This window comes from Halomonas sp. AOP30-A1-24 (genome assembly GCF_052378165.1).
GTDB lineage: Bacteria > Pseudomonadota > Gammaproteobacteria > Pseudomonadales > Halomonadaceae > Vreelandella > Vreelandella citrativorans.
Genome location: NZ_JBQSXL010000016.1, coordinates 71,734 through 90,394 on the forward strand (window position 1 = coordinate 71,734; position 18,661 = coordinate 90,394).

The following is an 18,661-nucleotide window of genomic DNA, read 5'->3' on the forward strand; positions in this document are numbered from 1 at the left end:
CAGTGGTATGATGTAGCAGTATCTGCGCATCGTCTTTTTTAAAGGCGGTACTTTTAGCGCTTTCAACTCTCGCAGTGCCAATGCAGTGCAAAGGATCTGACTTTCATGGGTGACATCGCCAGAGAAATCTTGCCCGTCAATATTGAAGACGAGCTCAAACAGTCGTATCTCGACTATGCGATGAGTGTCATTATCGGCCGCGCGCTACCCGATGTGCGTGACGGTTTGAAACCTGTTCATAGGCGTGTGCTCTTCGCCATGCATGAGCTGGGGAATGACTGGAATAAACCGTACAAGAAATCGGCGCGTGTTGTCGGCGATGTCATCGGTAAATATCACCCGCATGGTGATAGTGCGGTTTACGACACTATCGTACGTATGGCGCAGCACTTCTCAATGCGCCACGTTCTGGTCGATGGCCAGGGTAACTTCGGTTCTATCGATGGTGATAACGCTGCTGCCATGCGTTATACCGAAGTGCGCATGTCGCGTTTGTCGCACGAGCTTCTTGCCGATCTTGAGAAAGATACCGTCGATTGGGTCGATAACTACGACGGCACCGAACGCATCCCTGCCGTTTTGCCTACTAAAGTTCCCAACCTGCTGATTAACGGCTCGTCGGGCATTGCCGTGGGCATGGCAACCAATATTCCGCCGCATAACATGCGCGAAGTGATTGACGGCTGTTTAGCGCTGATTGATGACTACACGCTGTCGGTGGATGACTTGATGGCGTACATTCCTGGCCCTGATTTCCCCACGGCGGGGATTATCAACGGCCGCGCTGGCATTTTAGATGCGTATCGCACCGGGCGTGGCCGCATCCATGTGCGCGCTAGCCATACAATTGAGCACCATGATAAAACCGGCCGTGACCACATCATCATTACCGAGCTGCCTTATCAGGTGAACAAGGCGCGCTTGATTGAAAAAATCGCCGAACTAGTCAAAGAGAAGAAAATCGAAGGCATTGCCGAGCTGCGCGACGAGTCGGACAAGGACGGCTTGCGCGTGGTTATTGAGATTAAACGTGGCGAATCGGGTGAAGTCGTCGTTAATAATCTCTTTGCTCAGACACAGCTTCAAAACGTGTTTGGTATCAACATGGTGGCGTTGGAGAATGGCCAGCCCCGCACGTTGAACCTAAAAGAGATGTTAGAGGCGTTTATTCGTCACCGCCGTGAGGTAGTGACGCGCCGGACACTGTTTGAGCTTAAAAAAGCCCGTGAGCGTGGCCACCTTCTTGAAGGTCTGGCGGTGGCTATCTCGAACATTGACGACATCATCGAGATGATCAAGGCCTCGCCCAGCGCAGCCGAGGCGAAAGAGAAACTACTGGCGAAAACATGGCAACCGGGGCAGGTTACCGGCATGCTTGAGCGGGCAGGTGCTACCTCGTGCAAGCCCGAAGAGCTGGATGAAAGCTTTGGCCTTAACCCTTCCGCGACCGAATACCGCCTGTCGCCGGCTCAAGCGCAAGCCATCCTTGAGCTGCGCCTACATCGTCTGACCGGTCTTGAGACTGAGAAGCTGCTCAATGAGTACCTCTCTATTCTTGAGAAAATTGCAGAACTCACCGAAATTCTTGCCTCGGCCGACCGGCTAATGGAAGTGATTCGTGAAGAGCTGCATGCCGTGCGCGACCAGTATGGTAATGATCGGCGTACAGAGATTCAGGCAAGCCATCTGGATCTCTCAATCGAAGATTTGATCGCCGAAGAAGACATGGTGGTGACCGTGTCGCGTTCCGGCTATGCCAAAACTCAGCCGCTTTCGGATTACCAGGCGCAGCGGCGTGGTGGGCGCGGTAAGTCGGCAACATCGATGAAAGATGAGGATGTGATTGAGCATCTGCTCGTTGCGTCGACCCATGACACCGTTCTGCTGTTCTCCAACCGCGGTAAAGTGTACTGGCTGAAAGTTTACGAGATGCCTTCAGCGAGCCGTGGTTCGCGCGGTAAACCGCTGGTCAATATGCTGCCGCTTGAAGAGGGTGAGTCGGTTAACGCCATCTTGCCGGTGCGTGACTACGACCCCGAGCACTATATTTTCTTCGCGACCGCCAATGGTACGGTGAAACGCACCAGCCTGGAGCAGTTCTCGCGTCCGCGCAGCGTTGGCCTGATTGCCATTGACCTTGAAGAGGGCGACCGCCTGGTGGGTGCTGCTATTACGTCAGGCGCTGACCACGCCATGATGCTCTCTTCTAACGGTAAAGCGATCCGTTTTGAAGAGGGCAATGTTCGCGCAATGGGCCGTACCGCTCGAGGTGTGCGTGGCATGCGCTTGGCAGAGGGTGCTGAGGTTATCAGTCTGATCATTCCCAAGAGCCAGCAGATTGATGCTGAGGCTGATACGGATGTTGATGAGGCAGAAGAAACCGTTGCTGAAAGCACCCAGGCAGAAGGCCAGATCTACATTCTAACGGCCAGCGAAAATGGTTATGGCAAGCGCACACGCCTGGAAGAGTTCCCGCTGCGCGGGCGTGGTGGCCAAGGGGTTATCGCCATGCAGACCAGCGAGCGTAACGGTGCCCTTGTGGCGGCCATGCAGGTGTATGACAGCGATGAGATGATGCTGATTACAGACCGCGGGACGATGGTACGTACGCGTGTGGAAGAGGTGTCTACCACCTCACGCAACACCCAGGGCGTTATGCTGATCCGTCTGGGTAAAGAAGAAAAACTGGTTAAAACAGTTCGTGTTGATGAGCCTGGTGACAGTGAACTTGAAGCACTGGATGAAGAGGGTGAGCCAGACAACACGGGCGACAGCGCACAGGATACGGCGACTGATGACACGTCACTATAACTTTTGTGCAGGGCCAGCGGCCCTGCCTGTTGCGGTGCTCGAAAGAGCCCGCAACGAGCTGGTAGATTACCAAGGGCGTGGCTTATCCGTTATGGAGATGAGCCATCGCAGCGATGAATTTATAGCCATTGCTGAGCAGGCGGAAGCCGATTTCCGTCAGCTGCTAAGTGTGCCCGACAACTATAAGGTGCTGTTCCTGCAGGGGGGCGCCAGCATGCAGTTTGCCATGCTGCCGATGAACCTGCTGGGCCAGGGCGGTAGTGCCAACTTTATCCAAACGGGCATTTGGGGCAAAAAAGCGATTAGCGAAGTCAAGCGACTTGGCTATGCATGCCACTTGGCTGGAAACAGTGAGGCGGGTGGGTATGTGGGTGTACCTTCCCAGGATGCGTTGACGCTAAGTGCGGATGCGGCCTATCTGCACTACACCTCCAATGAGACGATTGGCGGGCTGGAATTTGACTATACGCCGCAGGCTGTACGCGAAGATGGCCAGCATGTGCCGTTGGTCTGCGATATGTCCTCCAATATTTTGTCCAAGCCCATTAATGTTGCAGACTTTGGCGTTATCTTTGCTGGGGCCCAAAAAAATATTGGGCCGGCAGGTCTAACCCTTGCCGTAGTGCGTGATGATTTGCTCGGCCGGGCGGTCCCCAATACTCCGTCGCTGTTTGATTACCAAAAGCTCGCAGACGCTGGGTCAATGGTGAATACGCCGCCAACCTATGCGTGGTACCTGGCAGGGCTTGTATTCCAGTGGTTACGTGATGATGTCGGTGGCCTGGTAGCTATGGATGCCATTAATCAGCGTAAAGCGGAAAAGCTTTATGGCGCGATTGATGCCAGCGATTTCTATAGCAATCCCATTGCAGTGGCTAATCGCTCGCGTATGAACGTGCCGTTTGTGCTGGCTGATTCAGCCCTCGATAAAGCGTTCTTGCAAGAGGCCGACCAAGCGGGACTACTGAATCTAAAGGGGCACCGTAGCGTGGGCGGTATGCGTGCCAGCTTGTATAACGCAGTACCCGAAGAAGCCGTTGATGCGCTGGTTGCTTTTATGGCTGATTTTGAACAGCGAAGAGGCTAATAATCATGTCCGACTCGTCGATCAATCTGGATGACCTACGCCAACGTATCGATCAACTTGATGGCGATATACTACGCCTGATCAGTGAGCGCGCTGACTGTGCTCAAAAAGTGGCGCATGTAAAGCTGGCTCACGATAAGGATGCGGTGTTTTACCGTCCTGAGCGTGAAGCACAAGTGCTGCGACGGATTATGTCGCTTAACAAGGGGCCGCTGGATTCCGAAGAAATGGCGCGGCTGTTTCGAGAAATCATGTCGGCTTGTTTGGCGCTTGAGCAGCCGATCAAAGTGGCTTATCTGGGGCCTGAAGGGACGTTTACTCAGCAGGCGGCACTAAAGCACTTTGGCGAAAGCGCCATTAGCCTACCCATGGCAGCTATCGATGAAGTGTTTCGTGAAGTAGAAGCGGGTGCCGTTAACTATGGCGTAGTGCCTGTTGAAAATTCAACAGAAGGCGTTGTAAATCATACCCTCGATACGTTTATGGATTCGTCTATCCATATTTGTGGCGAGGTGGTGCTACGCATTCACCATCACCTGCTGATTAGTGATACGACGCGTCGCGATAAAATCTCCCGCATTTATTCGCATCCCCAGTCGTTTGGCCAATGCCGAAAGTGGCTGGATGCACATTACCCACACGCCGAACGGGTTCCTGTTTCCTCGAATGCAGAGGCTGCCAAGCTGGTCAAAACTGAATGGCACAGTGCGGCCATTGCAGGCGATATGGCGGCCAAACTGTATGGGCTTGAGCGCGTAGCTGACAAAATCGAAGACCGCCCGGATAACTCGACCCGGTTTTTGATTATTGGTAGTGAGCGTGTGCCAATGGCAGGGGATGATAAAACCTCCATTGTCGTGGCCATGCGTAACCAACCTGGCGCACTGCACGACCTGCTTGAGCCTTTCCATCGGCATCATATTGATTTAACGCGCATCGAGACGCGCCCATCACGTACGGGCGTATGGAACTATGTTTTCTTTATCGATTTTAAGGGCCACGCTGACGAACCGCGCGTTGCTGCCGTGTTGGAAGAGGTAAGGTTACGCGCCTCGGAGCTTCGCGTTTTAGGTTCCTATCCGCAGGGCGTGCTGTGACCGCTATGGCATCATCGGTCGTTGAAACACCTTCCTGTAATGAACAGCGGCTATTGATCGTTGGTCTCGGCTTGATTGGTGGGTCACTCGCAGCAGCGCTGCGCGCCTCAGGGTTTAATGGCGTGATTGTGGCTTGCGATCCAAGCGAAGATGAAATCGCTCGCGGTGTCGAGATGGGGTTAATCGATACGGGGGGCGTCACTCTCTCTGGCCAAGTGGCAGACGCGACCATGATCGTCCTCGCGGTGCCCGTGCTTGCCATGGAGCCGGTGATGGCATCGTTGGCAGGCGTGCTTTCGCAAGCGGCGGCCAATGTGGTGCTAACCGATGTGGGCAGTACCAAAGCCACTATTCGCGACTGCGCCGAGCGTGTGTTTGGTGCTGTGCCAGCCAATATGGTGCTAGGTCATCCTATTGCGGGGTCAGAAAAGAGTGGAGTGGCGGCGGCTAATCCGCGCCTTTTTGCTGATCACAACGTTATTTTGACGCCTGAACCAGGGGTCGATTGTGATGCGTTGGCGCGCGTGCGTGCGTTGTGGCAGGCCTGCGGCGCGAATGTGTTGGAGATGGACGTTGAGCGCCATGATCAGGTCCTTGCACGCACTAGTCATTTACCCCACTTACTGGCTTTTTCTCTGGTGGATACGCTAGCCCGTCAGGATGAGCGGCTTGAGATATTCCGTTATGCCGCCGGTGGTTTTCGCGACTTTACGCGCATCGCAGGCAGCGACCCGGTCATGTGGCGGGATATTTTTACGGCTAACCGTGAGGCGGTTCTGGCATCTTTAGATGATTTTGAAGAAGGCTTGGCTCAGTTACGTCACGCGATTGAGCGAGGCGATAGCGATGCCCTGATTGCGACCTTTGATCGTGCCAGCCACGCACGCCATTACTTTGATACGTTATTGAATAAAACCAGCTACCAAGCGGAATACAATATGCAACCACAAGGCAAGGTAACCTACCGAGTTCGGCCCGGCGGCCAGGCGAAAGGCCATTTGCGCGTACCGGGTGACAAATCGATGTCACACCGCTCTATTATGCTAGGAGCGCTGGCTCAAGGCGTCACCGAGGTCAAAGGGTTTCTTGAAGGTGAAGATAGCCTGGCGACACTGCAAGCGTTTCGTGAGATGGGCGTTGCGATTGAGGGGCCTCACCAGGGGTGTGTCACTATCCATGGCGTGGGAATGAAGGGGCTTAAGGCTCCGGCCGGGCCACTCTATGTGGGCAATTCAGGAACGGCGATGCGCCTGTTCTCGGGGCTTTTAGCCGGGCAGGCATTTGATAGCGAGCTTACCGGCGATGAGTCGCTAACCAAACGCCCCATGGGACGCGTGGCGGACCCGTTGCGGTTGATGGGTGCTTCCATTGCGACGGCTGAAGGTGGTCGGCCGCCGCTTAAAATTAAAGGTGGCGCGGCGCTCAAAGGTATTTTCTACGACATGCCTATGGCAAGTGCTCAAGTGAAATCATGCCTGCTGTTGGCTGGGCTTTATGCTGAAGGTGAGACGCGGGTGCGTGAGCCGGCACCAACGCGTGACCATACCGAGCGTATGCTTAATGGTTTTGGTTATTCTGTGTCACGCGAAGGGGACACCTGTTGGTTGCAAGGTGGCGGTGCCTTGAGCGCTGGCCCCATTGACGTTCCTTCTGATATTTCATCGGCAACGTTCTTTATGGTGGCGGCTGCAATAACGCCGGGTGCTGATATCACCCTGGAGCATGTCGGTATCAACCCGACTCGCATCGGTGTTATTAATATTCTTACGTTAATGGGCGCCAACCTTGAACTTCTTAACGAAGCTGAAGTGGGTGGCGAGCCGGTTGCTGATATTCGTATCCGCTATGCACCCTTGAAAGGTATTGATATCCCGGTTGATCAAGTGCCCTTGGCGATTGACGAGTTCCCTGCGCTGTTTATTGCGGCGGCAAATGCTGCTGGCACCACGCGTCTTCGTGGTGCAGAAGAGCTACGTGTCAAAGAGTCTGACCGTATTCAGGCCATGGCTGACGGGTTGGCGATTTTGGGCGTTGAACATACCGTGGTTGACGACGGAATCGATATTATCGGTAACGCCAATGCCGAGGTTGCAAGCTACGGTGGTGGGCGCGTTAATAGTTTAGGTGACCATCGTATCGCTATGGCCTTTGCCATTGCCGCACTACGCGCAAGTGATGACATTATTATTGATGACTGCGCCAATGTCGCTACGTCGTTCCCAACCTTCGTTGAGCTTGCCAATAAAATCGGCATGGGGGTTAACGTCGGGGGCGAGAATGACTAAGCCTATCCCTGTTCTGACCATTGATGGGCCAGGTGGGGCAGGCAAGGGAACCATCAGCAGTTTGGTTGCCGAGCGTTTAGGCTGGCATTTGCTCGACAGCGGAGCGTTATACAGGCTAACCGCCACCGCGGCGGTTAAGCATGGTATTGCGCTTGATGACGAAGCGGCTGTTGCTGCATTAGCCGAATCGCTGGATGTGGCATTTCCCATTGAAAATGGTAAGCCCCGCACACTGCTTGAAGGTGATGAGGTAAGCCAGGCAATCCGGACCGAGCACACTGGTGAGTTGGCATCCCAGGTGGCAGCGCTTCCTGCTGTGCGCGCGGCCCTGCTTCAGCGGCAAAGAGATTTTCAGAAGGCGCCAGGCCTTGTCGCAGATGGCCGTGATATGGGCACCGTCGTATTTGTAGACGCGCCGCTAAAGATATTTCTAACTGCTAGTGCTGAGGAACGAGCGCGTCGCCGCCATCTTCAGTTGCAGGAAGCGGGCATGAATGCTAGTCTTTCGAGTCTTTTGAAGGAGATTCAGGCACGCGATGCACGCGACACGCAGCGCAGCGTGGCACCTCTCAAGCCGGCAGATGATGCCATTACGCTTGATACCACGCGTCTGAGCATACCGGAAGTGGTTGAACAGTTGGCGGAATTGCTTGCCCAAAAAGGGTTAGCATCCGGCATCTGATTCTCCCTTGCGGCGTTTTTGGAAAGGTGTCATGACATGGCAGGGCGGCAGTTCATATGATCGTTCATATCAGAGAGCCCGGTCAGGTCTAACCAGCGTTAACACCTCCAAAGGCAGAGTGACATTAGGCCCGTACTCGCTGGTGGTACGGAGAAGGCATTTATGCCTCAACAACGTTGATCACGTAGGAAAACCATGAGCGAAAGCTTTGCTGAACTGTTTGAACAGTCCCTTAACGACATTAACATGGAGCCAGGCGCTATCGTCGCGGCTCAAGTTGTCGACATCGATGGCGACTGGGTTACCGTCAATGCTGGTCTGAAATCTGAAGGCCAGATCCCGGCGGCACAATTCCGCGATGAAAATGGCGAGTTAAACATCGCTATCGGTGACGACGTCCACGTTGCACTAGAAGCCGTAGAAGATGGCTTCGGTGAAACGCGCCTGTCCCGTGAAAAAGCCAAGCGCGCAGAAGCTTGGAAGATTCTGGAAGCCGCCTTCGAGAAAGACGAAATCATCAAAGGCGTGATCAACGGTAAAGTCAAAGGCGGCTTCACTGTCGATGTCGACTCTATCCGTGCCTTCCTGCCGGGTTCTTTGGTCGACGTACGTCCGGTTCGCGATACTGCGCATTTGGAAAATAAAGAGCTGGACTTTAAAGTCATCAAGCTTGATCCGAAGCGTAATAACGTTGTTGTTTCTCGTCGTGCTGTACTTGAAGCTGAAAACAGTGCCGAGCGCGAAGCGCTGCTGGCAACGCTGCAAGAAGGCCAGCAGATCAAAGGTATCGTTAAGAACCTGACAGACTACGGCGCGTTCGTAGATCTGGGTGGTGTTGACGGCCTGCTGCACATTACCGATATGGCGTGGAAGCGTATTAAGCACCCGTCTGAAATCGTTGCTGTTGGCGACGAAATCAACGTTAAAGTGCTTAAGTTTGACCGTGAGCGCAACCGCGTTTCACTGGGTCTGAAGCAATTGGGCGAAGATCCGTGGGTCAACATTAAGCAGCGTTACCCGGAAGGCACCAAAGTACACGCTGTGGTCACTAACCTGACCGATTACGGCTGCTTTGCTGAGCTGGAAGAGGGCGTTGAAGGTCTGGTTCACGTTTCTGAAATGGACTGGACCAACAAAAACATCCATCCGTCTAAAGTTGTCCAAGTGGGCGACGATGTTGACGTCATGGTGTTGGATATCGACGAAGAGCGTCGTCGTATTTCTCTGGGTATCAAGCAGTGTACTGCTAACCCGTGGGAAACGTTCAACGCTGAATACAACAAGGGCGACCGTGTTTCAGGTACCATTAAGTCAATCACTGACTTCGGTATCTTCATCGGCCTTGAAGGTGGTATCGATGGTCTGGTTCACCTGTCCGACATTTCCTGGACAGAAACTGGCGAAGAAGCGGTTCGTAACTTCAAGAAAGGTGATGAAGCCGAAGCCGTTATTCTGTCTATCGATCCTGAGCGTGAGCGCATCTCTTTAGGTATCAAGCAAATGGATTCCGATCCTGTTGCTGAATACCTGTCTGTTAACGATAAGGGCAGCATGGTGACTGGCCGTATTGTTGAAGTAGACGCAAAAGAAGCACACGTTGAGCTGGCAACCGATGTTATTGCCATCCTCAAAGCCTCTGAAATCAGTGCTGACCGTGTTGAAGACGCGCGCAATGTGCTGAATGAAGGCGACAGCGTTGAAGCGCGTATCATCAATGTCGATCGCAAGAGCCGTCAGATTAATCTGTCGATCAAAGCGAAAGAGCAGGACGATACTCGTCAGAACCTGAAGAAACTGCGTGACCAGGAACCCGAAGCTGGTGGCCCGACCACCATCGGTGATCTGATCAAGCAGCAGATGGGCCAAGACTAAGCTATTTAGTCGCTGGTTCTAAGAAGCGTCGCCCTATGGGCGGCGCTTTTTTGCTTATTAACAAGCTGTTTTCTAAGCCAGTTAGTTGTATTAAATTAGATTTACCAACCTGCTTAAAAACTTTTAAATGTACGCTATTCGCTTAAAAAACCTCTTAGTAATTGAATGAAAGTACACTAGACTATTGTCAATTAGTGCTTTTAAAGTAATAATGAGCGCGCATTCTGAACTAATGGATATGATGAGTGTCAATTCAATATCCAGAAGATAAATCTGAAGTATAAGGACTCCCCATGTCACTTCTAAACGAATATATCCAAAAAGAGCAGCAACTTAAGCAGTTGCAAGAAGACTTGCAGCGTCTTGAAGGAGACCAGCGTTTAAAAAGCGAGTTGGAATTCAAGGCGAAGCTTGAAGCGCTAATGAATGAATTTGGTAAGCGTCCTGCAGATGTTATCGCTCTGCTGGATCCGACAAACGATCAACGTGGCACCAAGGCTTCTGGCAGCAATAATGCTAGTCGCCGTAAGCGTCGCCTAAAAACGTATAAAAACCCCAATACGGGCGAAATTATCGAAACCCGTGGTGGTAACCATAAAGGTTTGCGTAGCTGGAAGGATGAATACGGTGACGAAACTGTTGAGTCCTGGCTGGAAAGCATGGAAGATTAATTAGCAACTACCGGCACTTCTCTTAAGAAATGCCGGTTTTGCTTTAGCAGGGGGTAGGTTTCCGGTGCGCGGCTCACAATAGGCCCGATAGCTATTCAATATTAAAAAAATATCTCCCGTTAGCTTAGCGCCGCAAAAGTTAGTGCTGCACTCTTTGCCAGCTTGAAATTATTTATCGTGTTTGGTAATCGTGTCGCTGATATGGCCGTGTCGTTGCTGTGACATGGCTTGCAGGAAGGATTGCGTCGCCTATAGGCATGCATGGGGCGAGCTAGGCTGGACGGTTGGCGGTAAGTGCCTTCATGGGCTATTTGATGCAGCGTACGGTGAGTGCCATTGCTATTTCCGGGTATGTGCCCAATACTGGCTATCTGTTGAGCCCATCGCGTCGCCTTTCTGGCAATACGGTTTTGTATGAACATGCTAAGTAGCCTGTAGTCGTTCCTTGTCTAGCTCCGTGGCATATTCAACAGCTTCTATCAGCTCGGCAGTAGACCGGTCACGCTGCTGTTCTGTGCTGGTAAGAGCAAAGGGTGGAGAGTATTCTGTTTGTACACTACGCTCTTTTATGGTTTATTAAAAACAGGCTTGGCCTGATTTGATATCACTATTGAAAGGCGGGCGCTGTCTGGGAATATCGAGTTGCTGTCTGGCATACATGGATCGCTTGTGCATATAGCTTGCTCCATCGTATCGTGTTGACTATTGTTTGATTTTTTTGTGTACGATTCTGTGGCTGCTCGTCTTGCCTTTAAAACGTTAACGTTATTGGATAGCTGTGCCTTTTAATAGCTTCCGGGGATGTGAGTTAGCCGACGTATAGGCTTTGTCGTTTACGTCCTATACGTTTTTAGTGAATGATATGTTGAACCTTTTCTCGTAAGGCTATTGGCATTGGCCGATAACCTGTTGTCATCGCTTGGTGGTAATTCCACTGCACCGAGATGCACGGCAGACTTCCAGGCTGGCTGTGCGGCATTGGGTATCTCTTGTGGAAATACCTGTTGTGGCGGTACTTCGACCATTTCAAGTAAGGTATGAATGAAACATCGATGAAATATCACAAAACTCCAAAACAGTCGGATGAACGTGACAAGCTGCGTAAGTTTCGTGAGTTGGATGATGCATTTGCGCAAGCTTTGCGCCAGTTGGAAGATCCTAAGAGTGACTTCGATATTCCAACCGGGCCACCGGTACGCTCATTGGCAGCGTTAGAAGAAGATGACGCAGTAAAACGCTCACAAGAGCGAGAGCGCTTGTTTGGAGAGCGCTTGAAAGCGTTAATGGATGAGTACAACCAATCGGACCAGGAGCTGCACGAGCTCATTTCAACGCTGTTGTTTTATGAGCTCTGGCCACAGCATCAAGCGCCTGAGCTCACTGGTGGCTAGGCCTTTGATCAGGATCGGTAGCGATAAATACGCAAGCTGGGTAAAAACGCTTCGTGCTCAAGCTTTTCATCGCGCCTTCTTGCCCGTGTGCGTTCCGTAGGGGGGTGTAGCGGCGGCAAGTTGATATGGGGCAGGCGTTGGTCAGGAGCGGGCACAAACAGCGGCATGGCAATATTGAGCGCCCGCCGTGAGTGCCCGTCGAGTAAAGGCTCAGTAAAAAAAAGGTTCGCCCGCATCAAAGGCGCCTGCGCTTGTACTTGTGCCAACGCTTCGTCGCCAGGAAGGCCAGCCAGCTTGCGCAGTTGAATACGTATATGCGGCGCTTCGGTATCCAGTTGCATGAGCTTTTTCTCCGCTTCCTGCACGCTGAGACGCTTGATAGAGCGCCCGCTGCTGTACCAGGCAAGCCGTATACGCGAAACCGGCGCTTCAGCAATCGGTATTTGTCGCCAACACTGTTTCAGGTGGAGTTTGGCAAGCCCGGTACGGCGCAATACATTATCTACTTGAGGGTGGCGTTGTGGCAGGCGTTGCTTGATTTCTCCGAATGCTTTTGGAGAGAGCTCTTTTATCCTATGGATTAACTCGCTAATTGCTGTTTTAGCATGGTTAATAGTGCCAACTGCCTCAATAAGGGGAGTGCCAGCGGCAATCACTCCTATGTAATTACGCGTTTCACGACCGTCCTGGCCTTCCAAGTGCCACATATCCAGCAGTGCGTTTCGCAGCCAGTTTAATTCGACGGACGGCTGATGCATGACCCACGCCGCCGGGCGCTGCCTTTCGTAAAGCACCAGCGCCGCTTCAATAGCGCAAACCAGATTATCAAATCGATTATCAAGCTCATGCAATAAGTGATAAGCGGTTACATCGGGCTCTTGCATGACCAATATTTACCTCACCGTGAAAACCATTCGTTAAGAAAGAGGCGCATCTTTATCCGCTTGTGCCAGAAGGGTATCCAAGTCAGCCTCATCCATGGCTGGCTCGCCTGCGATACGGTGAGACTCTTCAGCCCATGCGCCAAAATCAATTAATTGACAGCGCTTGCTGCAAAAAGGACGGTAGGTACTCTCTGGTGCCCAAGCCACTTTTTGGCCGCAGTGGGGGCAGTTAACTTCCATGGGAGTATCATTAGCAGGGTGAGTCATAATAATCCTGAAATATATAGATAAAATTGAATTAACGAGTGCGATAAATACTGTCCAGACGCTCAACCTGACGCATCATAAAGTCATAATCTCCGCTGTTATCTATCACATCGTCGGCGTTAGCCAAGCGCTCTTCACGAGACATTTGCGCTGCAAGAATGGCACGTACCTGATTAGGGCTTACGCCATCACGAGCGAGTGTTCTGGAAAGCTGAACATCGGTGGGCACGTCAACCACAATTGTTCGGGTGACCAGCATGTTTTGTCCTGACTCAAAAAGTAACGGTGAAACGAGAAGTACATAGGGTGAATCGTGGGATAGAGAGGTTAAATGCGCAACTAACCGTTCTCTGATAACCGGATGAGTAAGCGACTCTAGCCATTCACGCTTGGGTGGATCTTCAAAGATAATTGAACGCAAAGCGGCTCTATCAAGCGTTCCATCTTGCTTGACAATATCTGAACCAAAATAATCAATAATAGCGCTTAAGGCAGGCTCACCTGGTGCCACAATTTCGCGGGCAACGATATCTGCATCTACCCAGCTGACCCCTAGCGATTCAAACGCGCGCGCTACGGTTGATTTACCCGAACCAATGCCCCCGGTTAAGCCAATAATCATAGCTACCCTTTATTGCGTTCTTTAAAACGCTATTTTACGTGTTTTTACGTAGAAAGTCGGTACCTATAGCGCATTACGCCCATGTAGGCGCCGCTTTGGGCATGAGATGCAATATACCTTCTTGGTTTGTATTAAACCCCAGGGAAAAAGGTCAAATAAAGGGCGATAAGGTCATGTCCTGCAAGGAGGCATGCCCAGCCTGCTAACGCGAGAAAAGGCCCGAAAGGAAGCGGTGCGCCACGTAAGTGTGGAAAGCGTGTCTGTGCCACAACGCCTACAACAGCACCTATCCCCGCTGAGAGCAGTAAGAGCAGGGGCAGGAAGCTCCAACCCAACCAGGCGCCAAGAGCGGCTAGAAGCTTAAAATCACCATACCCCATGCCCTCTTTTCCAGTGGTTAGTTTAAATAGCCAGTAAAAACTCCAAAGGATCAGGTAACCCGCCATTGCACCAACGACGGCATTGGTTAATAAGTAGGGCTGAAATAAGAGCTGATAGACAAGGCCAGCCCACAGCAAGGGAAGGGTGAGAACATCCGGTAACAAGTAGGTGCGAAGATCGATCACGGCCAGTACGAGAAGGGTTACGCAGGCTGCATAAATAAACAGGCTGGAGAGGTTTATGCCCTGCAGAAGCGCAACTGTTAGGGCCAGTACACCGCTGCTTAATTCTACAAGGGGATACTGCAAGCTAATGCGGGTGTGGCAGTTTGCACAGCGGCCGCGTCGTTTAACCCAGCCGATTAAGGGAATATTATTGTGCCAGGCGATGGAGCTCTCGCAGCGTGGGCATTGTGAGCGAGGTGTCGCAATATTAAAGCGAGGTGCTTGTTCCATAGGCAGCTCAAGAGCCGCACGAGCCTCAAGCCGCCAGTGACGCATTAGCATGACAGGAAGACGAGTGATAACAACGTTTGCAAAGCTACCCAAGCAGAGGCCCAGCAAACAAACCACCAGGCCGGTGCTCAGCGTAAGAGAACTCATAATGCTCCTCAGAATACCTAGATGACGGTACCCAGATTAAAAATAGGTAAATACATAGAAACGACGATTCCCCCCACCAAAATGCCCAGCACAATGATAATGAGGGGCTCCATTAAAGACGTCAGCGCATCCACCTGGTTATCGACGTCTTCTTCGTAGTAACTGGCTACACGGTGGAGCATGGTATCAAGGGCACCGGCTTCTTCACCAATGCTTACCATCTGCACCGCTAAAGCAGGGAAACGGTTGGTCATTCGCATTGAAAAATGCAGCTGCTGACCTGTTGCTACCTCCTTTTGTGTCTGGAGTGCCGCTTTTTCATACACTTTATTGCCCGTGGAGCCAGCCGCAGTTGCAAGCCCTTCTACCAGAGGAATACCGGATGCATATGTCGTGGCCAAGGTACGGGAAAATCGTGCAACAGCCGCTTTATCAATGATGTTGCCGATAACAGGAATACGTAGCAAAAGGCGATGAAGCAGGTGGACAAGCGCTGGTGAGCGGCGCGTCAGCCATCGCAGCAATAGAATCACTGTCGTGGCTGTTCCCAGCAAAGGTAGCCATAGTTGTTGGGCCAGCATCGATAAGTCGACGGTTAGCTGTGTCACCGCCGGTAGCTCAGCGTCAAAGCTTTGAAACATGCTTTCAAACTGAGGTACCACTTTAATAAGTAATAGCAGTGTAATCGCGATGCCGGTCAGCAAAACGGTCGTCGGATACCACAACGCCTTTTTGACACGCCCCTTTAGGGACTCTAGTTTTTCCTTATAAACCGCGTTTTGCTCTAACATTTTGTCAAGTGTGCCGGACTGTTCGCCTGCATCAACCAGATTAATAAACAAACGATCAAAATGTTGAGGGTGGCATCGTAAGGCGTCAGAAAAGCTTGTCCCTGATGCTACGTCATTGGTTAGCTGATGAACAAGCGCCACCATCGACGGTTTTTTCAGACTTTCAGCCACTACCTGAAAAGCCTGTAATAGGGGGATGCCCGCTTGAATCATCGTTGCCAGCTGGCGTGAAAAAATCATGATATCGCGAGGCTTTATACGTCCTTGGTTACTCAGGTCGCTTTTTTTAGCGACACGCCGCACGTCAATATTTTGTTTACGTAGCTCGGCGGTAACGGCGACCTTGCTATGGCCGATAATTTCACCACGTAGTAAACGTGTTTGGCCAACCGTCCCTGTCCATTTCCAGCGATACAAGCGGGGTGACTTGGCTTTACGTTTAACGGCATATCGAGTCAAGCGTTACTCCTTAATGACACGATTAATTTCCTCCAGGCTGGTAATGCCTTGGATAACGTAATAAAAGCCGCTTTGGCGAAGGCTGGCATGTCCTTCCTTTTTGATCTGCTCGTTAATTTCAAGTGCGGACGCGTTGTGCATAATGAGCTGCCGAATCGTTTCGGAAACGGGAACCACTTCATAGATACCCACCCGGCCTTTATATCCATGTGTGCATTTTTTGCATCCTTCAGCACGGTAAAAGGTTGCTTGTTGAAGGGTATCTTCATTGGTAACTTCGCTGGATAGGGCATCCATAGGGGTATTTGTAGGCTGTTTGCAATGACTGCATAATTTTCGAGCTAAGCGTTGCGCAATAATCAGACTCACCGAGCTTGCAATGTTAAATGCCGATACTCCCATGTTGCATAAGCGCGTAAGGGTATCTGCCGCAGAATTGGTATGCACGGTTGAAAGTACAAGATGACCTGTTTGTGCTGCTTTTATTGCAATCTCCGCAGTTTCAAGATCACGTATTTCACCTACCATCACTACGTCAGGATCCTGACGGAGAAAAGCACGCAGTGCATTGGCAAAATCCAGTCCAATGTGAGGCAGCACGTTCACTTGATTAATACCCGCTACCTTGATTTCAACAGGATCTTCTGCCGTGCAGATATTCCGCTCTACTTGATTGAGTAGTGCGATGCCCGTATAGAGTGAGACCGTTTTACCACTGCCAGTAGGGCCTGTGACTAAAATCATTCCCTGGGGCTGTTTGAGTGCTTTTTCATAGAGCCCCCTCTGGGTATCTGAAAAGCCCAATTGGTCAATGCCAAGCTGAAGAGAGGTAGGATCAAGCAGACGTAATACGACCTTCTCGCCGTAAACGGTCGGCAATGAATTGATACGCAAATCTAACGTTTGATGGCGTTTTGCCGAGAATTTAATGGCTCCATCTTGTGGAAGGCGACGCTCCGAGATATCAAGGCGAGCCATGATCTTCAAGCGTGCTGCTATCTGATTTCGCATTGTCAGTGGTGGCTGAGCAACTTCAATAAGCACGCCGTCAATCCTGAATCGAATACGGTAGTGTTGCTCATAGGGCTCGAAGTGAATGTCTGAAGCGCCCCGATCAATAGCGTCCAACAGTACTTTATTAACGAATTCAACGACAGGCCCGTCTTCTATACTTTGGGCCATGTCCTCAAGCTGAAAATCGTCATCTTCAGAGGCTAATTTATAATCAGGCAGATGCTTGATGGAACCCAAAGAGGCATATTTATGATGGGTGAGGTAGCTATTTAATACGGCCTCAAGCTGATCGAACGGGGCCAAAACCCCTTCAATACTAACGACATCTAGAGTAAATGTTAGCTCATCAAGTTGAGACAGGACTGATGGGCAGGAAATGGCGACTGTGAGATGACGCCCCCGTTGAGCCAGAGGCAGGACTTTTAATGATGTTAAAAGATGGGCAGGAAAGCTGGTAGCTGTGGGCAGCGCTTCTAACTGTAGAGCCTCTAAATCAATCACTGGAAAGCCATATTCCCAGGCAGCTGCAGAAGCGGCGGCGCTAGCGTCCACGAGTCTTTGTTCAGCTACATAGCGTAATAATGATACTCCCAAGGCGAGTGATGCTGTTTCTGCTTTTTCGGCCTGGTCGATGCTTAGCAGCTCACTATTAATTAAACGCTTGGCTAATCCTTCAAATTTCATCAATAATCTCGAAAAAGATGATCTTTTAAGTTTTTGATATTAAAGTATTAATTGTTGCTCATGAAAGATTTCTAACAAACAATAATTCGCCTGCTCTCATAAATTAGAACGCTATTTTTCGGCTAATAAATTGATTAATTATGATTAGTATTGTATCTGTGATACTGCTGTAAGACTACTAGTTAGTAATTTCAATAAAATATGTGCGTGATGTCGATAAACAGGGGGCAGCTTGGATAAGCATAGCGGCAAGATCAAAGGGGACGAAGATGGCTTCACACTGATAGAGCTCATGATCGTCATTGCTATCGTAGGCGTTTTGATGGCAGTGGCAGTGCCCCAGTATGGAAATTACCTTGATAAAGCGTCTTTAACCGCATGCGAGGGAGAGCTGGCTTCCTATCGGAGTATGGCATTGGTAAATTATTCGCTGTCCAAAACAGTTCAATCAGACTCAGCTATTTCTGATGATTTCAGCTTTCAAGCCTGTGATAGCAGCACTGATAGCCGTAAACAAGAGCTACTTGACGCGTTTACGAGCAGTGGCACAAGTGGGAATGCAATCGAAATTAAGTCAGCACGTGGGGGCGTTATTAATATTGAAGCAGGAAAAATCGTAGTCAAAGGCTCTTAGTATCAGATAGGGAGTGGATGTTAAAAGACCCCGTATGATCTTTATATTTCCATACTCTGTGCGTATTTCCTCACTACACTACAAGCTAACCGTGTTAGCCAATATGTTTAGTGAGAGGTTTTCAAATGAAGCGAACGAGTCTAGCCGTGTTGGTAAGCTGTCTGGGGGGATTGATAGGTGCCAGCAACACGTTTGCACAGCCGCCTGCCCACGCGCCAGCCCATGGCGCACGCGATAATGGGCAAGAGCAGCGGTATCAGCAAGGAAGCTCACGTTCGATGCGTGAAAGCCACAATAAGCAATATGTGGATTTGCCACGCGTCAATGAGCGCGAGCTACTGCGCTTGCTACGCCAGTTTAATGCACCTGCTGCTGAATCACTGCCCCCCGGCATTCAACGACAAATTCAGCGTGGCAAACCGTTACC

15 protein-coding genes and 1 pseudogene are annotated in these 18,661 nt (G+C 50.9%); 10 read left to right on the forward strand and 6 right to left on the reverse strand.

What is annotated here, in order from left to right; all coding sequences use genetic code 11:
* The first annotated feature begins 105 nt into the window (after positions 1 to 105).
* The 8 genes from gyrA (at position 106) to ACT3TJ_RS10810 (ending at position 11,896) form a co-directional block, all read left to right on the forward strand.
* On the forward strand, positions 106 to 2,811 hold the full coding sequence (gyrA, locus tag ACT3TJ_RS10775; protein WP_444622001.1) for a DNA gyrase subunit A: 2,706 nt from the start codon (positions 106 to 108) through the stop codon (positions 2,809 to 2,811).
* Positions 2,795 to 3,898, forward strand: a complete 1,104-nt coding sequence (gene serC, locus ACT3TJ_RS10780; RefSeq protein WP_172116547.1) for a 3-phosphoserine/phosphohydroxythreonine transaminase — start codon at positions 2,795 to 2,797, stop codon at positions 3,896 to 3,898. Before gyrA ends, serC begins: the two co-directional genes overlap by 17 nt.
* Before the next feature lie 5 nt (positions 3,899 to 3,903).
* Complete coding sequence (pheA, locus tag ACT3TJ_RS10785; RefSeq protein ID WP_172116548.1) at positions 3,904 to 4,995, forward strand: prephenate dehydratase; 1,092 nt, start codon at positions 3,904 to 3,906, stop codon at positions 4,993 to 4,995.
* A gap of 5 nt (positions 4,996 to 5,000) precedes the next feature.
* The gene (locus ACT3TJ_RS10790) at positions 5,001 to 7,280 is read left to right on the forward strand and encodes a bifunctional prephenate dehydrogenase/3-phosphoshikimate 1-carboxyvinyltransferase (RefSeq protein WP_444622000.1); all 2,280 of its coding nucleotides are present in this window, start codon (positions 5,001 to 5,003) and stop codon (positions 7,278 to 7,280) included.
* A complete protein-coding gene (gene cmk / locus ACT3TJ_RS10795; RefSeq protein WP_444621999.1) occupies positions 7,273 to 7,962 on the forward strand; it encodes a (d)CMP kinase in 690 nt (229 codons plus the stop codon). Before ACT3TJ_RS10790 ends, cmk begins: the two co-directional genes overlap by 8 nt.
* A 195-nt stretch (positions 7,963 to 8,157) precedes the next feature.
* Positions 8,158 to 9,834: a 30S ribosomal protein S1 gene (rpsA, locus tag ACT3TJ_RS10800; protein WP_172116551.1), complete on the forward strand. Its 1,677-nt coding sequence runs from the start codon at positions 8,158 to 8,160 to the stop codon at positions 9,832 to 9,834.
* Between the two features lie 293 nt (positions 9,835 to 10,127).
* Entirely contained in the window at positions 10,128 to 10,505 is a 378-nt protein-coding gene (locus tag ACT3TJ_RS10805) for a histone-like nucleoid-structuring protein, MvaT/MvaU family (protein WP_172116552.1), read from the forward strand.
* A gap of 1,052 nt (positions 10,506 to 11,557) precedes the next feature.
* Positions 11,558 to 11,896 (forward strand): hypothetical protein, encoded by a 339-nt coding sequence (locus tag ACT3TJ_RS10810; RefSeq protein WP_444621998.1) that lies wholly within the window; start codon positions 11,558 to 11,560, stop codon positions 11,894 to 11,896.
* A gap of 8 nt (positions 11,897 to 11,904) precedes the next feature.
* On the opposite strand, the gene ACT3TJ_RS10815 is transcribed toward ACT3TJ_RS10810, so the two are convergent.
* The 6 genes from ACT3TJ_RS10815 to pilB all read right to left on the reverse strand — a co-directional run bounded on the left by ACT3TJ_RS10815 (position 11,905) and on the right by pilB (position 17,600).
* Positions 11,905 to 12,780: a DNA replication terminus site-binding protein gene (locus tag ACT3TJ_RS10815; protein ID WP_444621997.1), complete on the reverse strand. Its 876-nt coding sequence runs from the start codon at positions 12,778 to 12,780 to the stop codon at positions 11,905 to 11,907.
* Between the two features lie 33 nt (positions 12,781 to 12,813).
* Positions 12,814 to 13,047: a DNA gyrase inhibitor YacG gene (gene yacG / locus ACT3TJ_RS10820; RefSeq protein WP_172116555.1), complete on the reverse strand. Its 234-nt coding sequence runs from the start codon at positions 13,045 to 13,047 to the stop codon at positions 12,814 to 12,816.
* 31 nt (positions 13,048 to 13,078) lie between these two features.
* Positions 13,079 to 13,669: a dephospho-CoA kinase gene (gene coaE / locus ACT3TJ_RS10825; RefSeq protein WP_444621996.1), complete on the reverse strand. Its 591-nt coding sequence runs from the start codon at positions 13,667 to 13,669 to the stop codon at positions 13,079 to 13,081.
* 131 nt (positions 13,670 to 13,800) lie between these two features.
* Positions 13,801 to 14,652 carry a prepilin peptidase gene (locus tag ACT3TJ_RS10830; RefSeq protein WP_444621995.1) on the reverse strand — a complete coding sequence of 284 codons (852 nt, stop codon included), beginning with the start codon at positions 14,650 to 14,652 and terminating at the stop codon, positions 13,801 to 13,803.
* A 17-nt stretch (positions 14,653 to 14,669) separates the two neighbouring features.
* Positions 14,670 to 15,902 carry a type II secretion system F family protein gene (locus ACT3TJ_RS10835; RefSeq protein WP_444621994.1) on the reverse strand — a complete coding sequence of 411 codons (1,233 nt, stop codon included), beginning with the start codon at positions 15,900 to 15,902 and terminating at the stop codon, positions 14,670 to 14,672.
* Between the two features lie 3 nt (positions 15,903 to 15,905).
* Positions 15,906 to 17,600: a type IV-A pilus assembly ATPase PilB gene (pilB, locus tag ACT3TJ_RS10840; RefSeq protein WP_444621993.1), complete on the reverse strand. Its 1,695-nt coding sequence runs from the start codon at positions 17,598 to 17,600 to the stop codon at positions 15,906 to 15,908.
* Positions 17,601 to 17,832: 232 nt separating this feature from the next.
* On the opposite strand from pilB, the gene ACT3TJ_RS10845 reads away from it, so the two are divergent.
* Positions 17,833 to 18,234 (forward strand): pilin, encoded by a 402-nt coding sequence (locus ACT3TJ_RS10845; RefSeq protein ID WP_319941222.1) that lies wholly within the window; start codon positions 17,833 to 17,835, stop codon positions 18,232 to 18,234.
* A gap of 146 nt (positions 18,235 to 18,380) precedes the next feature.
* Positions 18,381 to 18,661 (forward strand): annotated as a pseudogene (locus ACT3TJ_RS10850) (anti-virulence regulator CigR family protein); the annotation flags it as partial.

Excerpts from the sequence above, each read along its gene's own strand:
- ACT3TJ_RS10790 (WP_444622000.1), top strand. The coding sequence starts at position 5,001 with ATGGCATCATCGGTCGTTGAAACACCTTCCTGTAATGAACAGCGGCTA.
- ACT3TJ_RS10815 (WP_444621997.1), bottom strand. The coding sequence starts at position 12,780 with ATGCAAGAGCCCGATGTAACCGCTTATCACTTATTGCATGAGCTTGAT.
- cmk (WP_444621999.1), top strand. The coding sequence starts at position 7,273 with ATGACTAAGCCTATCCCTGTTCTGACCATTGATGGGCCAGGTGGGGCA.
- rpsA (WP_172116551.1), top strand. The coding sequence starts at position 8,158 with ATGAGCGAAAGCTTTGCTGAACTGTTTGAACAGTCCCTTAACGACATT.
- yacG (WP_172116555.1), bottom strand. The coding sequence starts at position 13,047 with ATGACTCACCCTGCTAATGATACTCCCATGGAAGTTAACTGCCCCCAC.
- coaE (WP_444621996.1), bottom strand. The coding sequence starts at position 13,669 with ATGATTATTGGCTTAACCGGGGGCATTGGTTCGGGTAAATCAACCGTA.
- ACT3TJ_RS10810 (WP_444621998.1), top strand. The coding sequence starts at position 11,558 with ATGAAATATCACAAAACTCCAAAACAGTCGGATGAACGTGACAAGCTG.
- pheA (WP_172116548.1), top strand. The coding sequence starts at position 3,904 with ATGTCCGACTCGTCGATCAATCTGGATGACCTACGCCAACGTATCGAT.
- serC (WP_172116547.1), top strand. The coding sequence starts at position 2,795 with ATGACACGTCACTATAACTTTTGTGCAGGGCCAGCGGCCCTGCCTGTT.
- pilB (WP_444621993.1), bottom strand. The coding sequence starts at position 17,600 with ATGAAATTTGAAGGATTAGCCAAGCGTTTAATTAATAGTGAGCTGCTA.
- gyrA (WP_444622001.1), top strand. The coding sequence starts at position 106 with ATGGGTGACATCGCCAGAGAAATCTTGCCCGTCAATATTGAAGACGAG.
- ACT3TJ_RS10805 (WP_172116552.1), top strand. The coding sequence starts at position 10,128 with ATGTCACTTCTAAACGAATATATCCAAAAAGAGCAGCAACTTAAGCAG.
- ACT3TJ_RS10830 (WP_444621995.1), bottom strand. The coding sequence starts at position 14,652 with ATGAGTTCTCTTACGCTGAGCACCGGCCTGGTGGTTTGTTTGCTGGGC.